The following is a 16,164-nucleotide window of genomic DNA, read 5'->3' as shown; positions in this document are numbered from 1 at the left end:
CCGGCGGGGCGACGGCTCCCGGGACGACCGGGAAAAGCGACAAAGACTACCGACAGGACAGGACTGATAGCATTCCGCGACTGGGATTCGTATGCTTTGCAGGGATTCAGGTTCCCGCGGCGGAAGGGGCGGCATGCCGCGCCGTTCGAGTCTCAGCTACCGTGCCGCGCTGCGCCTCCTGGCTCCGGGCAGCACGACCCTCACCGACATCGACCAGACGATCACCGGCGGGATCCTGGCCGCCGGAGCGCTGTCCCACCCCGCCGCCCTCACCCTGCTCGGCCCGAAGAACTCCCTGCTGCAGTGGGTCCGCGAGGTCAGCGACAACCAGGCCGGCCGGATCCGCGCCTCGGGCGGAAAGTCGTACTACGAACTGCTCGAGGCGAGCCACACCGTACTGGCGCTCTCGGCGTTCTTCGACGCGTTCCGCGACGAGGTGGGTCCCGGGTTCGACCGGCTCGAGCTGACCGACGCGGAGAAGCTCGCCGCGCTGCCCCGGGACCGCAACCGGCACACCCTGCCGCACGAGATCGAGAGTGGACACTTCCCGCTGCCCTCGTCGGTCCGCGGCCTCGACGAGACACGCCGCCAGGTCGGCGCCGCCTACGTCGCCCTCTACGACTCGACCATCGCCTTCTGCGAGGGCCTCGCCGCCTGGTCGGAGGTCCGGCACGGGCTCGACCTCACCTCGTTGCGGACCAGGGTGGTCGACCGCAGTGTGCGGTACTACGAGGACCGCTTCGACCGCCTCGCCACCGACCTTCCGGAGTTCGGCTTCCGGACGATGCGGCAGGCGCTCGAGCACAACCTGACCGACCACCGCACCCTGACCGCACGGGTGACGGACCGGCTCGACGCCCTGGAGGCGCTCTACCGGAACCTGGCCGAACTGGTCGCACCGGTCCCGGCCGAGCGACCGGACCCGCTGCGCGAGACCCTCGATCGGGTGGCGGGGTGGATGAGCGGGGTCTTCCGGCAACCGCTGCTGCACATCAAGGACATCGACTTCCACCTGCGACTGCCCACCGTGGAGGGCGGCTTCATCAGCCCGGACTTCCGGATCGCCGAGTACGGCAAGCACGCCGCGCCGGAACGGGACATCTGGTGGAACGACCAGCCGAGGAGTACCGACCTGGTCGGCTTCCTCACCGACTACCTGACCGACCCGGCGAGCCTGCACCGGCCCCTGCTGGTGCTGGGTCAGCCGGGGGCCGGCAAGACCCTGCTCACCAAAGTCATCGCGGCCCGTCTCCCGGCCACCCGGTTCACCTCGATCGTCGTACCGTTGCGCCGGATCATCACCGACGCCTCCCCGGCGGAGCAGATCGAGTCCGCGATCGAGCAGCTCCTGGACGAACGGATCCGCTGGGCGGACCTCCGCCGGGCCACCGAGTCCACCACCGTGGTGGTGATCTTCGACGGTTTCGACGAACTCGTCCAGGCCACCGGCACGGCGCACTCGCAGTACATCGACCGGGTGGCCGAGTTCCAGGAGGCCCAGTGGGAACTGGGCGCCTCGGTCATCCCGATCATCACCTCCCGGATGCTGGTGATGGACCGGGCGAGCGTGCCGCACGGCACCGTCCTGATCCGGCTGGAGGATCTCACCGACGCGCAGATCACGACCTGGGTCAAGGCGGTCAACAAGGCCAACGAGAAACGGGACGGGTTCCGCCGGCTCTCGGCCCGGGAGCTGATGTCCCACAACGAACTGGCCCGGCAACCGCTCCTGCTCACCCTGCTGGCCATCTACTACAACGAGCACAGCGTCAACCGACGCCCGGACCGGGGCATCTCCCGCTCCGACCTGTTCACCGGCCTGCTCACCGCGTTCATCCGCCGCCAGATCGCCGAGAAGGCCCCGCAGTCGCTGCCGCAGACCGAGCGGGAACTCCGCGAGCGCCGGCTGCGTCGGGACCTGGCCGTCACCGCGTTCGCCATGTTCAACCGCAACCGGGAGGTGGTGAACCGCGCCGACCTTCGCGCCGACCTGGACTGCTTCGCCTCCCGGACCACCGGCGGCGCCCGCTTCGAGTTCGGCGAGGTGCTCGGCCCGGAGCAGCTCGTCACCGCCGCCTTCTTCGTGGTGTACGGCCCGGACGACCTGCAGGGCGAGGACGCCCGGCGCACCTACGAGTTCCTGCACGGCACGATCGGCGACTTCCTGATCGCCGAACACGTCATCGGGTCCCTGCGGGAACTCGCCGACCTGCGCGGCCGGATGTACACCGGCCCCGGCTTCGGCGCCCAGCTGGACACCGGCCAGTTCAGCGCCCTGCTCTCCCACCAGCCCCTGGTGAAGCGGGAGGCCGTGGTCGTGTTCGCCAGGGAACTCGCCGCCCGTCACCCGGACGAACGGGACGCCGTCGTCGACACCATCGCCGCCCTGCTGGCCGAGGCCCGGCAGCGCAGCAACCTCGCGGGCGTGGAGGGCTACCGCCCCTCCCCGCACGACCCCGTCCGGCTGCTCGCCGCCTACACCGCCAACCTGGTGAGCCTGGCCGCGCTGGTCTGTGCGGACGGCGTCCCCCACACCGACCTGATGGACGAGCAGACCTGGATCTCGACGGTACGGCTGTGGCGTGCCGGGCTGGACGAGAAGGGCCAGCTGGCGATGATCGGCTCGCTGACCCGGGACGGCAAGGGCCTGATCGTGGCGGAACGTCGGGCGCAGCGCGGCGAGACGGTGAGCATCGTCGCCGAGGAGGCCCGGCTGCTCGGTGACGTCACGACGTACGGCCAGCTCCAGGCGGGCGCGAGGACCTGGCGCGGCCAGACCCCGGACAGCTTCGACAGCGCCCGGTTCCACGCCGACGTGGTCTCGCTGGCCACCCGACGCTGGCCGGTGCCGTCACTGCCCCGACTGACGCTGTACGACGAGCGCAGCTACCGCCGGCTGCTGGAGCGGGCGGTCGAGCGGCCGGAGACGGTCTCCAGCACCAGCGCCACGCTGCTGCTGGAGTGTCTCACCGAGGACGGCGCACAACTGCCCCGCGAGGTGCTCAGTGGACTCACCCGGATCGCGGTCACCCGGCTGCCCCGGTCCGTCACCGCCCCGCCCGAGCTGATCCTCGCCTGCCCCTACCTGATCGACGAGTTCCCCGAACTGCTCGACTCGGTGGGCACCCCGGAAGACCACGCCGTACTGCACGCGCTCATCCTCCGCCGGGGACTCGACCGGCTGCCCGGCAGATACGTACCCCGGGTCCGGGCGGTCCTCGCCGACCTGGAGGAGCGGCTCGACGAGCTGCCGTTGGACGACGGTGTGGTCTGCGCCGAGATGGCGGAACACTTCGCGAACGCCCGGGTCGGCAACCGGACCGCGCTGTGGCTGCTGGTGGCGCTGAGCGAGTACGCCGACCTCGCATGGCGGGAGATCCCGCCGGAGACGATGCTCCGGCTGCTCTCACACCGCCGTGCGGACGAGTTCCTCGACGAGGCACGCCTGCGCCAGCTTCTCGTCGGCTATCTGCGGACGCACGGCCGTACGCCGACCGTCGCCACCCTGCCGGCCGCCCTCGACACCCTGCGCGATCTGGTGGGGACGCCGGAGGACACCACCTGATGAGGTTCCGGTCAAGGCTGCCCGGGCCGCCACCACCCGCTCCCAGCCGTTCGGAGGCCTGAGTGTCGCACCTGCCGACCCGCCACGAGCACGTCGTCCGTACCGGAAGGAGGAGCCTCACCGTCGCCGTCGCCGGCGCGGAACGCGGCTGGCCGGTCTTCCTGATGCACGGCACCCCGGGCAGCCGCAGCGGCCCGCAACCGAGACCGAGTGTGCTCTACCGGCTCGGCGTCCGGCTGATCTCGTACGACCGTCCCGGCTACGGCGGGTCCAGCCGGTCCCCGGGTCGGTGCGTGGCCGACGCCGCCACCGACGTCGCGGCAATCGCCGACAGTCTCGGCATCGACCAGTTCTCGGTGGTCGGCCGGTCCGGTGGCGGCCCGCACGCCCTCGCCTGCGCGGCCCTGCTGCCGGAACGGGTACGACGGACCGCGGTGCTGGTCGGCCTGGCGCCGTCCGACGCGCCAGGGCTGGACTGGTTCGGCGGGATGACCGACGCCAACACCCGGGACTACGGTAACGCCGGGCAGGACGTGATGCGGCTGGCCGAGCAGTTGCGGCTGCGGGCCGAACGGGTGCTCGACGACCCGGGTTCGCTGCTCGCGCTGCTGCGGGAGCAGATGACCGAGGCGGACCGCCGGGTGGTGGCCGGGGTCTCCATCCGCCGGCAGTTGACCGACGCCTACGCGGAGGCGCTGCGCACCGGCCCAGACGGCTGGATCGACGACGTACTCGCGTTGCGGGCCGGTTGGGGCTTCACGCTGGCGGAGATCCGGATGCCGGTACGGCTGTGGCACGGCGCCGACGACAACTTCGCACCGGCCAGCCACACCCGCTGGCTGGCCCGGCAGATCCCCGGCGCGCAGGCGCAGGTGCAACGGCACACCGCCCACTTCGGCGCGGTCGAGGTGCTGCCGGAGATCCTCGCCTGGCTGATCCGCCCGTCGGACCGCCCGCCGATCAGATTGGATGCGGGTCGATGAGCCGCCGCTGGAGTTTGCCCTCGCGGACCGCCTCCACCGAGGGATGCTCCTCGCCCAGCCGGTCGGCGAGGTCGCGGGCGATGGTGTCGAGCAGCCGCCGCCGGCCGCCCGGCTCGAGCCGCTCCATCAGCAGCACCAGGTTCGCCCGGCACCGCAACATGCTCGGGTGATCCGGGCCGAGCACCCGTTCGAGGCCCTCCGAGGCACGTCGCAGCAGGTCGACCGCCGCCCGGTCGGCGGCCGCCCGGCCCTCCGGCGGGTCCGGCTGCTCGGCGATGGAGATCGCCTGGTTCATCCAGCCGGAGAGCGGATACGGGTGCCCGCTGCCGAGCACCTCGGCCAGTTCCTCCGCCGAGGCGCCGGCGAGCTGCCGGGCTCCGGCGAGGTCACCGGCCCGACGGGCGACCATCGCGAGGTTGAGCTGGCAGACCAGGGTCAGCGGGTGCCGGGCGCCCAGGTTGCGGTGGTAGATGCGCTGGACCTCGGTGAGCTCCCGGCCGGCGCGCTCGTACAGGTCGACGGTGAGCAGGTTGATCGACAGGCTCAGCCGGCAGGTGAGGGTCTCCGGGTTGTCCGGCCCGAACCGCTCGGTCAGCAGCTCGTACGCGGCGTCGAGCAATTTCCCCGCCTCGGCGGCGTGCCCGGCGGAACGGAGTGACACGGCAAGGTTCGCCTGGCTGCGCAGGGTGAGCAGGTGTTCGGGGCCGCGGGTCTGCAGGAAGTCCCGGTAGACGCTCCTCAGCCGGGCGATCGACTGCTCGTAGTCGCCGGCGTCCCGCAGGTCGATGCCGACGTAGGCGGAGGAGGCCAGGGTGTCCGGGTGGTTCTCGCCGAGGATCGCCCGGCGGCCGGCGAACACCAGCTCGTCGTTCTTGCGGGCCTCCCGCAGGCCCCCCATCAGCCGCTGGGTGCTGGCCAGGTTGTTGAGGGCGGCCAGCGTACGCGGATGTTCCTCGCCGAAGTTGCGCTTCCACGCGTTGAACGTCCCCTCGTCGAGGCGCAGCGCGTCGTTGTAGAGCCCCTGTCCACGCAGGTCGCGGGCCAGCCCGCCGGCGGTCATCAGAGTGTGCGGGTGGTCCTCGCCGAGCAGTTCCCGCTGGGCGGCGAGGACCCGCTCGTCGAGTTCCCGGGACTTCCCGAACGACCCCAGGAAGCTGAGGATGTTGCCCAGATTGAACTGCAGGTGCAGCAACTGTCGGCGCAGGTCGCCGCGGGCCCGCTCGTCGGTCTCCTCGGCCAGCATCTGTTCCCAGGTCGCCGCGACCTCCTGCCCGAGCTGCCGGCCGATCTCCAGGTCGCCGCGCAGTTGCAGGTAGCGGACCCGGTCGATGAGCAGGGCCCGTACCTCCACCTCACGGCTCAGCGACGCCCTCGACGTCTCCAGGTGCGGCCAGATCAGCCGGAACCTCGGCCATCCCTCGGGGTCGTCGACCTCGCCCTCCGGGCGGGCCGCGGCCAGGACCAGGTGCACCTGGCGCCGGGCCTCGTCGAGCTGGGCCGGGGTCATCCGGGACCGGACGGCGTGCTGCAGCAGGCGGTGCATGAGCACCAGGCCGCCACGACCGCGCTCGGCACCCGTCGGGCTCTCGGCGCGCAGGTCGACCCGGATCAACGCGAGCCGGTTCGCCTGCTGCACCAGCTGCTGGCGGACCAGCCGCTCCTTGGCCTGCGGGTGGAACGGCACCAGGGCCTCGGCGAACTCGTCGCTGTAGACGAGGTCGGCGGAGATCTCGGGGGCGAACACCGAGCAGAGTTGCAGCACCCGGTAGGCCGCCGGGTTCTTCTCCCGCAGGTGGTTGAGGGACAGCTCCCAGGTGGCCTCCACCGACACGTTGCTGTGCGGCTCCATCACCACCCCGGGACCGAACCGGGCGATCTCCGCCAGGTACTCGTCGACCGAGTGCCCGGTGTCGGCCAGCCAGGCCGCCGCCGCGGCGACCGCGATCGGCAGGTCGCCGAGCAGAGCGGCGATCCTGTCGGCCTGGTCCGCCCGGACGGTCGGTACCCGCTCGGTGAGGTGCTGGATGCTCTCCGCGCGCTTGAACACGTCGACCTGCACGGTGGTGGCCCGCTCGCCCCACTGCAGGTTCCGCGACGTGATCAGGACGTGGCCCCGGCCCTCCGGCACGTAGGGCAGGACGCCCTCGACCTCCTCGGCGTTGTCCATGATGAGCAGCCACCGCAGGTCGGTGTGCCGGAGTGCCTGCAGCACCGCCCGGGCGTTCTCCCGGTTGGAGTCGGACAGCGCGATGCCGAGCGACGGGGCCAGGTCACCGAGCGCGGACTCGATGAACGGCACCTGGTCGGCGTCGATCCACCACACCGCGTCGTAGGCGGCGCGGTAGCGGTGGGCGTACTCCAGCGCCAGTTGGCTCTTGCCGATGCCGCCCATGCCCTGCAGGGCGACCGGGCTGGGCCCGGCCAGCACCACCTTCGGGCTACTGCGCAGCAGCGTACGCAGTTCCCGCAGGTCCGCCTCGCGCCCGGTGAAGCGCTGGTTGCGGCCGGGTACCTCGAAAACGGCGTTGTCCCGGCCGGGGAACCGCGGGCCGGTCGGCAGTTCGGCGTCGGGCACCGTGCCCTCCCGGCCGACCAGGCGGAGGATCCGCGTGGTCGCCGCCTGGGCGTCGAGCCCGGCGACCGAGACCGTGTGCGAGGCCGGGACGTTGGCCAGCCGACGGACGTCGGCGACGTAGACGATCAGCGGGAGCCGGTCGGGAGACCGGTCCGGGTTGGCGAGGGCGGCCTCCTCGGTCGCGTTGGCCTCGGAGACGATGGTCAGCTCCCGGGCGGCCCGGACGGTGCCGTCGTCGGTGGCGGCGAACCACGGGTCGATCACCGTGACGTCGGCCGAGGCGAGCACGTGGCCGATCCACTCCGCCCACACCCGGTCGTACGGCGCGTGCCGCAGCGCGATCTCGTTGTCGACCGAGGTGGAGGAGCGGGTGAACCGGGCGGTGATCCGTTCCCGCACGGCGGTGCTGATCGGCGGCAGCGCCCGCACCTCGCCCCGGGTGATCTCGCGGGCCAGTCCCTCGTACGCCGAGAGCAGCGAGCCGTTGGTGCCGGGCTGGTCGGCGAAGGTGGCGAGCAGTTCCTCGTACGCGTAGAACGCCTGGTACGGCACCTGCATGCGGGCCCAGTACCCGTCACGTTCGGATTCGGTCATGCCGCTGGGCAGGCCGGCGAACCGCTGCCGGGCGACCGCCCGGCCGGTGTCCGCCTTCACCTTCTCCGCCGGGTCGATCCGCATCGGCACCGGCAGGACCCGGATCCGCCGCGAGCCGTAGCGGTGTTCGACCAGCCGGGCGACCTTGGCCGCCCCGGTGATCCCCTGCTCGCTGAGGGTGAAGCAGGTGACCAGGATGTCCGGCAGCTGGATGGTGCAGATGTCCGCGACGTCGGAGAAGCCGGTCCGGCTGTCGATCAGGACGTAGTCGTAGTGCCGTTTCATGTCGACCCGGAGGGCGTCGAAGAAGTGGCCGCCGCCCTGCCGCTCGTAGAACTCGTCCCAGTTCATGCCGGCCAGCGCGCCGGCGTAGTCGTTGTTCTGCTGACCGGCGGGGAGGAAGTCGAGGGTTCCGCCCTCCGGGAAGTTCGACCAGTTGAGCGAGAAGGAGTACTTGTGCACCCGGGCGTACTGCTCATGCCAGCGGTCGTCGGTCTTGTCCGCCTTGGTGGCGGTGGCCCACTCGTACTCCCGGATCAGGTCGATGACGCCGCCGGTGCTGTCGAGCGCGTCGCGGTCGATGAACGGGGCGAAGAAGCGGGAGAGTCCGGGGGATTCGAGGTCCCAGTCGACGGCCAGCACCCGCTTGCCGTTCGCGGCCAGGATCCAGGCGACGTTGGCCAACGCCATGGTGCGACCGGTGCCACCCTTGTACGAGTAGAACGTGACGATCTGTCCCTCAGCCTGCGTCATCTGTCACTCCGTCCGTCCTGACCTCGGCTGGTCGTCGGATACGTCCGGCGGCAGGCGGCTGTCCCACAGTCGCGGTCTGCTGATCGGCCGTCCCGGCGGCGGATAGGCGGGCCTCTCGTCCAGATAACGGCGTCGCATCCGCTGGACCAGGTTGTGGATCCCGGAACGCCAGTCGTCGTGGGTCGTGAAGATCGACGGGCTCGCGGCGTCCGGCAGCAGACCGACCGCCCGTTCGAGCAGCGGCGGCCCGTCTGGGCGGCGGCGCCGGACCGACTCGTCCGCGATGAACACCACCCCGACCCACCGCCGCAGGCAGTCGGCGGCCGCGCGGACGACCTCCCGTCCGCTCTCCGTCTCCACCACCTGGGGATCGATCAGGAGCACCCCCGGACAGCCCTCGAACAGACCGGTGTCCGGTAGGAAGTCCCGTACCTCGACCGGCATCCGCAGGCGTTGTACGGCGGTACTCACGTCGTCGACCACCGGCGGGCGACCGTCGAACGGCCGCCACCGGTCCGCGCGTGCCCCGACGTACCCGTTGAGGTGGGCCGGGTCGGCCCCGACCAGGGCCTGCTCCGGCGCGATGACCACGGCCAGGAACGGCACCTCGCTCGGGCGGGACGTCGGCACCTCGGCCGGCTCCCGGGCGGGTTCGACCGGCTGCAACGGGTGGTGCTCGGCGGTGTCGACGATGTGCTGGGCCAGCCGGTTCAGCATGTCCTTGTACGCGGCCTGGAAGCTCTGCAGTCGACAGAGCGCGCTCATGCCGTTGACGGCGTAGACGTCCACCCCGGCGGCCAACACCAGGGCCCGGGCCTGGTCGGCGGCGTGGACGGCGGCCGGCGACGGGGTCCACAGGACGGGCAGGATGTTGTCGCCGTCGATCGGGCGGCCGGCACGGACCAACCGTTGCCGGAACCACTCCCGTTCCTTGCGCGAATCCTCGCGGTTCAGGTAGTCCGGCGAGTACAGGGCCACGAAGACCTCGGCCTCGGCCAGCGCGATCCGTTTCTGCTCGGGGCGGTCCTCCAGTCGCCGTACCGTGAAGTCGGCGAAACCCTGCCGGCGCAGGCGGGTCCCCGGCCGCCCGTCGATCGCCAGGTTCAGGTCGTGGTAGAAGCGACGGACCCAGTGGTCACCGAGCGTACGGTCGTCCTGGCGCGGCGCGGCGACGTAGCTCAGATAGAAGTACCTGGAGCCGGGGGCGGGGGTTGCTTCATGACTCATGCCGACGCGACCACCCGGCGCAGGGTGCACTCGACCGCCAACCAGTAACCGATCACCCGACGCTCTCCAGCCGACACCACACGAAACGTATCGACCAGCCTAGAGACGTAATCAGGACGTGACCAGACCCTTACCGGATGGCGTTGTCGTCCAGCCAGGCGACGGCGGTCCGTACCGCCTCCGGAATGGGCAGCAACCGGGCGACGGCGTCGCCGACCGTTCCCCGGCGGGTGAAGGCCGCCCGGTCGAGTTCGTGGCCGATCTCGGCGAACGGCGTCGCGTCCAGGTGCGGGGCGTGGAAGTCGCACCGCTCCCGCCGCCCGTCGCGGAGCACGTAGCAGCGGTAGGCGCGGATCGGTGGCGGACGACGCAGCCGGTACTCGGCGAGGTGCAGCGCCGTGCACGACTCGTACCCGACCCCCAGCAGGAGGGTCTTGGCACCGGCCGCCTCCAGCGCGGCCAGCGGGGACCGCTCGCCGAGATGGCTGTCGAGGTCGTGGACCCGCATCAGGTCCCGGGCCCGGGGCCCCCAGGCGCTGAACGAGGTCTGCGGGTGGTGGCTGCGTACCGCGTCCGGCAGCCGCCGGACGTGCTCGGCGAGCCGCCCCACCCCGAACGACGGGGTGGTCGCCGGGTCGAAGCCGGGCATGGTGTCCTCGTACGCCCGACGTTCGTCGTCGGTCATCCCCTGGGTCGCCGCACGGTGGGCGGCACTGCTGACCGAGTTGTCGGGCGTCTGGGCCGGCACCACCAGGGTGCCGTGCGGTCCCAGCGCCGTCCGGATGGCCGCGACCAGGGCCGGCACCCCGCCGACGACCGACCCGACCCGTCGGGCCGCGGCGTGCACGAGTACGACGTCGCCGGGCGCGAGACCGAGTGACCGCAGCTCGGCGGCCAGGGTCTCCGGCCGGTGTGCGACCAGGGTGTCCCGCGGACCGGGTGCGAGGGCGGGGGCGGGGGTCACGACGGCCCCCCGACCAGCGAGTCGGCGACCTGCCGCAGCAGCCGGGCGCCGTTCGGGGTGAGGACGTCCGCCTTCTCGAGGGCGACTACCGCGTCGGCCGTCCAGTCGTGGTACCGCCGGTGGACCGGGTACGCGCCCTCGACGCCCCGGTCGGCGCGTACCCGCCAGACGGCGGCCACCGCCGCGTGGGCGTAGATCCCGTGCAGGACGGCCTCGGCGGGTCGCGGGTCAGGCCGCCAGCCGACGACGATCTTCACCGGATTCGCCGCGTCGACAAGGTCGTAGATGTCCAGAAAGGCATTCATCTTGTTGTGCTGGAACTCGTGGACCAGCAGGACCGCGAGCGAGGACGGATCCGTTTCCGTCGCGGCGACCCCGCCGAAGGCCTGTCGCGCCGTCGACGCCTCGCTCACCCCCGCACCGGTCAGTCGCAGCGGTACGACCGCCCGCAGACCCACCCGCAGCTCCCCGGCGTACCCCGGGACCTCGTCCGCGGCCACCCGCCACGCCGCGTCGAAGGCGGCGGTCCACCGGGCGGCGTCGGCGTCGCCGAGCCGCTCGCTCGCCGGCAGCCGGTGGCAGGCACGGTGCGGGTCCCCGTCCTCGAGCAGCACCGTCCGGTCGTCGACCGCCATCACGCGGGTCGGCTGCCAACCGGGCGCGCTCCCGACTGTTCCCGGTCGGACAACCACAGTCGTGTCGGCCGCGGTGACCAGGAGGGAGTCGGGTGTCACCCGGACCTCGGCGGTACCGTCACCGGCGCCGGGCAGCAGCACCGTGCCGAGCGTGGGCAGGTGCGCCCGGCCGGCGCGCACCGGCACCGTCAGCCGTGCCGGGGTCCCGCTGGCGACCGCGGCGGCGACGGCGACGGCGCCCAGGTAGCCCGGCCCGTGCCAGGCCCCCGTGCCCGTGCCGGCCAGGCACTCGACCGCCCACGACCGCACGTACGGATGGGTCACGACGCGGTTGACGGCCTCCGGCACGGCATGGTCGAGTTCGGCCAGCAGGTCCCACGCGTCGGCCTCCGGTCCACCGCGCGGCAGACTGTCGGCAACGCCGCGTAGCAGTCCACGGACGATGGCGGTCTGCGTCTCCACCAGTCGGCGGACCACGTCCGGGTCGCCGGCCGGGGCGACGGCGGCGCCGAAGAGGTCGGACGCCGACGGCTCCCGGTCGGACGCCGGTAGCGTGACGTCCGGCCCGGCCGACGTGGCGGGCGGCGCCTTCTCTGTCTCGTTCACGTGCACGATCAGCTCTTTCAGGTCGGCACAGTAGACGCTCGGGTTCGCGAAGTGCCCATCGCCGTACCGGTGGGCGAAGAGGCCGCCCCCGCACTGGGCGACGACCGGACACGCGCGGCAGGTGACGCCGAGGCCGGCCAGCCCGGACCGCCGGCGGGCGAGTTCCGGCGTCGCGGCGACCTCGTCCGCCGAATGGGTGAAGACGGTCATCCCGGTGGCCGGCGCACCGTCGTACGCGACCTTGAGCGAGTCCGCCTGCTCCCACTCGCCGTCGGTCTCGACCACGACCAGGTCGACCGGGTCGAGGCCGAGCCACTCGGTGCCGCTCGGACCGCTCCGGGCGGTGGAGAGCAGCGAGTCGAAGAGCCGGATCGGCACCGGCCGGCCGTCGGCGACCCAGCGGTCGTGGACGGCGGAGAGCCAACCGGCGTACGGCGTGCCGTCGCCCTCCGGTCGCCAGGGCGGATGCTCCCAGGTGGCGTGCGGCAGGAGGAAGTCGATCCGGGGCGGCTCCTGGTCGAGCAGTGCCTCGTACACCCGGACCGGGTCGGCCCGGACGTCGACGGTGCACAACAGACCCGAGTAGAGACCTCGATAGCGTGGCCGGCGCAGCAGCGCCAGCCCGGTCAACACCCGGTCGTGGCTGCTGGCCCCGTTGCGGAAGCGCCGGTGCAGGTCGTTGGCCGTACGGTCGCCGTCCAGCGACACCCCGACCCGGACGTCGAACTCGGCGAGCAGGTCGGCGAAGCGTTCCGAGAGCAGGACGCCGTTCGTCTGCATGCCGACGTGCAGCCGGGTGACCGGGCTGACCACCCGCCGTAGTTCGGTCAGCAGCTCGCGCATCCGGCTGGGGCCGAGCAGCAGCGGCTCACCGCCGTGCAGGATGACCGAGACCGCCGGCAGGTTGTGTGCTCCGGCGTGCTCGGCGACCCGGCCCGCGGCGGCCCGGAGCACCTCGGGTGTCATCCGGACCGGGCGGCGACGCCAGCTCTGGTCAGCATGTTCGTAGACATAGCAGTGGTCACACGCCAGATCACATCTGGAGTGGACCTTGAAGACGAACTCGGTCAGTGCCATCTCGGCCGGTCCGGACGCCGTTGTCGGTCAGATGAACGACGAGAACCGGGCCGTCGGAACCTTGGTCTCGTCCAGGTGGGTGCCCACCACCCGCCGTACGATCGCGGAGACGTCCGCGGCGGCGAGTTGATCAAGGGGAGCCGCGCGGAGCGTGCCCAGTGGAACCTGGGGCGCATCCTGGCGCACGGGTGCGGTCTTCATGAATCGTCCTTAATATCCGCGGGCTGCGCCAGGCGAAGACCCGAAGCGACGGCTAACCGTAGTGCCTCCGCGAAGGTTTTACATCAGCCTCCCGGAGCGACACGCCACTCATAAGACTGAAAGCGTCGGTGGCGACGACGGCGCTCAGCACGGCAGCGCCGACCGAGGACCGGAGCGTCAGGGTGGAACGAGGCCGGTTCGGTCCAACATCATGAATCCTCCTGTCCCCTACGACGCCGCGTTGACCTGCGAGAATTCGCCGACCGAGGCGGGGCGTGTCTTCATGATGCACCCTCTTACCGCCATCAGCGCACATGTAGGCCATTGTCAGTATTTTGCTAGCGATGCCGACCCGGGACGTGCTGTGCCGGACCGGCCAGCCCGGCGCCCGCGGCAGAGTCCTCACATCCCGTACGCGCAGGCGTGGCTCGCGGGTCCGGGCGACAACTATCCTTCTCGGATCGGTACCCGCGACTCGACGAGGTCCACGTGATGCTCAGGGGTCTGGCCTCAGACGGGCGTCTGCCGGGCGACAGCCGACGCAGGAACCTCGGGGCGCTGCTCCGCCGGGTCCACACCCGTGGCGCGGTGTCGCGTGCGGACCTGACCGAGTGGCTGGGCGTGAACCGCAGCACGGTCATGGCCCTGACCGCCGAACTCGCGGCGCTGGGACTGGTCCGGGAGGATCCCGCGGCGCTCACCGGACGTGCCGGGCGGCCCTCCCGGCTGGTCCGCCCCGCCTCCGACCGGGTCTACGTGCTGGCCTTCGACATCGCGGTGGACCGGTTGGTGGCCGCCCGGGTCGGGCTCGGCGGGGTGATCCTGGAACGTCGGGCGGCCCGACGGGCCCGTGCCGGCGCCGACCTGGACACCGTGGTACGGGTTCTGGCGGGGTTCGGCCGGCAACTGCAGCGCGCGGCGTCACCCCGAGCCGTCTGCGTGGGTGTCGGCGCGTCGTACTGCGGCATGATCCGGCCCGGCGACGGCATGGTGCGGTTCGGACCGGACATGGGGTGGGTCGACCAGGCGTTCGGCCAGGAGCTGGGACGACGGCTCGACCTCGACCTGCCCGTCCTGGTCGGCAACGAGGCCCACCTGGGCGCGTTGGCCGAGCACCAGCGTGGGGTGGGCGTCGGGGTCCAGAATCTGGTGTACCTGCACGGCGACGTGGGCGTCGGCGGCGGCACCATCGTCGGCGGGGAGTTGCTCGGCGGCGACGGCGGGTACGGGTCCGAGATCGGGCACATGCTTGTCAATCCGTACGACGGCCGACCGTGCGGATGCGGCTCCCGGGGCTGCCTGGAGGCGGAGGTCGGGGAGCGTGCGCTGCTCGACGCGGCCGGGCGGCCGGCCGATCAGATCGGACGGGAGGCGGTTCGGGAGGTGGTGGACGCCGCGGACCGCGGTGACCCTGCCGCCCGGGCGGCGCTGCGCACCATCGGTGACTGGTTGGGTATCGGGGTGGCCAACGTGATCAATCTGTTCAACCCGGGCATGGTCGTCTTCGGCGGCATGCTGCGGGACATCTACCTCGGCGCGGCGGCCCAGGTACGGGAGCGGATCGCGACGAACGTCCTGCCCGTCTCGCGGGAACGGGCGCAGCTGCGGATCTCCGCGCTCGGCGACGACACCACCCTGGTCGGTGCCGCCGAACTCGGCTTCTCCCGCCTGTTCACCGACCCGATCGGCAGCTACCCCGGTCCCCAACGCTGACATCGACGCCGTACCGGTCAGGTACAGCTTTCGTCCTGTCGGCCATGCTTCAGCCTCCCTCCAGGGAGGTGCGCCAGCCTCTACCGCACGAGCCCGTTCAGTGGGACCGGGCCCCTGGTTGGAGGTTGTCTGCGAATGGATCACCACCGGTGAACGCCCGACTGTTCAAGGGACCGCTGCTCTGCGTCACGGTCGTCCTGACCATGACCGCCCTGGTCGGCGCCGCCCCGGCGTTCGGCGCCGAAGTCGCGAAACAGCCGGACCTGCCCCCGGCACTCGCTCCGATGACCGCGATGTACGAGACCGTCGCCTGCGATCCCGGCGGCCCCACCGCAGCTGATGCGGCGCTGGCCACCCGATTGAACTCGCAGCTGCAGTCCGACATGCGGGGCTACATGAGCGCGTACCGCGTCTCCTGCGCGCGGGAGGTGGTCGAGGCGGTACGAGCCCGAGGCCTTGCCTCGCGCGCCGGTGTCATCGCGATCGCCACCGTGATCGTCGAGACCCATCTGCAGAACATCAGCGAGATGGTCGACCACACGAGTCTCGGTCTGTTCCAACAGCAGGAGTGGTGGGGTACCCGGGCTCAGCGGCTGAACCCGACCTACGCCACGAACGCCTTCCTCAACGCCATGGAGGACGAGTACCCGAACGGCTCCTGGGCCACCGCCCCGATCGGCGAGGTCTGCCAGGCGGTGCAGGTGTCGGCCTATCCCAGCAGGTACCAGGTGCAGGCGTCGGACGCGCAGATCATCGTCAACGCGCTCTGGGATGCCACGGCCCCCCGGCTGGAGGACATTCCGATCTCCGGTGACTGGAACGGCGACGGCACCGACACCGTCGGCGTCTTCCGCCCCAGCAACTCCACCTGGTACCTCCGCGACACCAACAGCGGAGACGCCACCACCATCTTCAAGTTCGGCCACGGCGCCTCCGGCGACATCCCCGTAGCCGGCGACTGGAACAACGACGGCAAAGACACCGTCGGCGTCTTCCGCCCCAGCAACTCCACCTGGTACCTCACCAACACCACCACCACCCTCCACCACGAATTCAAGTTCGGCCACGGCGCCTCTGGCGACATCCCCGTAGCCGGCGACTGGAACAACGACGGCAAAGACACCGTCGGCGTCTTCCGCCCCAACAACTCCACCTGGTACCTCACCAACACCACCACCACCCTCCACCACCAATTCATCTACGGCCACGGCGCCTCCGGCGACATCCCCGTAGCCGGCGACTGGAACAACGACGGCACCGACACCGTCGGC

At 71.4% G+C, this 16,164-nt stretch carries 9 protein-coding genes; 4 read left to right on the top strand and 5 right to left on the bottom strand.

Features of this window, described 5'->3' with window-relative positions; genetic code table 11:
• Window positions 1-133: 133 nt before the first annotated feature.
• Window positions 134-3,565 (top strand): AAA family ATPase, encoded by a 3,432-nt coding sequence (locus tag ABGB05_RS31090; RefSeq protein WP_347657503.1) that lies wholly within the window; start codon window positions 134-136, stop codon window positions 3,563-3,565.
• A 71-nt stretch (window positions 3,566-3,636) separates the two neighbouring features.
• Complete coding sequence (locus tag ABGB05_RS31085; RefSeq protein ID WP_347657530.1) at window positions 3,637-4,548, top strand: alpha/beta hydrolase; 912 nt, start codon at window positions 3,637-3,639, stop codon at window positions 4,546-4,548.
• Here the strand turns inward: ABGB05_RS31085 and fxsT are convergent.
• The 5 genes from fxsT to ABGB05_RS31060 all read right to left on the bottom strand — a co-directional run bounded on the left by fxsT (window position 4,526) and on the right by ABGB05_RS31060 (window position 13,180).
• Complete coding sequence (gene fxsT, locus ABGB05_RS31080; protein WP_347657502.1) at window positions 4,526-8,470, bottom strand: FxSxx-COOH system tetratricopeptide repeat protein; 3,945 nt, start codon at window positions 8,468-8,470, stop codon at window positions 4,526-4,528. The genes ABGB05_RS31085 and fxsT overlap by 23 nt on opposite strands.
• Window positions 8,471-8,473: 3 nt before the next feature.
• Window positions 8,474-9,697 carry a TIR-like protein FxsC gene (locus ABGB05_RS31075; protein WP_347657501.1) on the bottom strand — a complete coding sequence of 408 codons (1,224 nt, stop codon included), beginning with the start codon at window positions 9,695-9,697 and terminating at the stop codon, window positions 8,474-8,476.
• Between the two features lie 130 nt (window positions 9,698-9,827).
• A complete protein-coding gene (locus ABGB05_RS31070; RefSeq protein ID WP_347657500.1) occupies window positions 9,828-10,661 on the bottom strand; it encodes an AAC(3) family N-acetyltransferase in 834 nt (277 codons plus the stop codon).
• Window positions 10,658-12,979 (bottom strand): FxsB family cyclophane-forming radical SAM/SPASM peptide maturase, encoded by a 2,322-nt coding sequence (locus tag ABGB05_RS31065; protein WP_347657499.1) that lies wholly within the window; start codon window positions 12,977-12,979, stop codon window positions 10,658-10,660. The genes ABGB05_RS31070 and ABGB05_RS31065 overlap by 4 nt, the downstream gene beginning before the upstream one ends.
• Before the next feature lie 27 nt (window positions 12,980-13,006).
• Window positions 13,007-13,180, bottom strand: a complete 174-nt coding sequence (locus tag ABGB05_RS31060) for a hypothetical protein (RefSeq protein ID WP_347657498.1) — start codon at window positions 13,178-13,180, stop codon at window positions 13,007-13,009.
• A gap of 492 nt (window positions 13,181-13,672) precedes the next feature.
• Here ABGB05_RS31060 and ABGB05_RS31055 point away from each other — a divergent pair, with 492 nt between their 5' ends.
• The gene (locus ABGB05_RS31055) at window positions 13,673-14,893 is read left to right on the top strand and encodes an ROK family transcriptional regulator (RefSeq protein WP_347657497.1); all 1,221 of its coding nucleotides are present in this window, start codon (window positions 13,673-13,675) and stop codon (window positions 14,891-14,893) included.
• Window positions 14,894-15,042: 149 nt separating this feature from the next.
• A partial coding sequence (locus ABGB05_RS31050) for a VCBS repeat-containing protein (RefSeq protein ID WP_347657496.1) occupies window positions 15,043-16,164 on the top strand: 1,122 nt, incomplete at its 3' end.

It is taken from the genome of Plantactinospora sp. B5E13, assembly GCF_039871775.1.
GTDB lineage: Bacteria > Actinomycetota > Actinomycetes > Mycobacteriales > Micromonosporaceae > Plantactinospora.
This window is presented reverse-complemented; position numbering and strand designations above follow the sequence as displayed.

What these genes read in the sequence shown, in the direction of transcription:
- ABGB05_RS31090 (WP_347657503.1), top strand. Translation starts at nt 134, where the DNA reads ATGCCGCGCCGTTCGAGTCTCAGCTACCGTGCCGCGCTGCGCCTCCTG.
- fxsT (WP_347657502.1), bottom strand. Translation starts at nt 8,470, where the DNA reads ATGACGCAGGCTGAGGGACAGATCGTCACGTTCTACTCGTACAAGGGT.
- ABGB05_RS31075 (WP_347657501.1), bottom strand. Translation starts at nt 9,697, where the DNA reads ATGAGTCATGAAGCAACCCCCGCCCCCGGCTCCAGGTACTTCTATCTG.
- ABGB05_RS31065 (WP_347657499.1), bottom strand. Translation starts at nt 12,979, where the DNA reads ATGGCACTGACCGAGTTCGTCTTCAAGGTCCACTCCAGATGTGATCTG.
- ABGB05_RS31060 (WP_347657498.1), bottom strand. Translation starts at nt 13,180, where the DNA reads ATGAAGACCGCACCCGTGCGCCAGGATGCGCCCCAGGTTCCACTGGGC.
- ABGB05_RS31055 (WP_347657497.1), top strand. Translation starts at nt 13,673, where the DNA reads ATGCTCAGGGGTCTGGCCTCAGACGGGCGTCTGCCGGGCGACAGCCGA.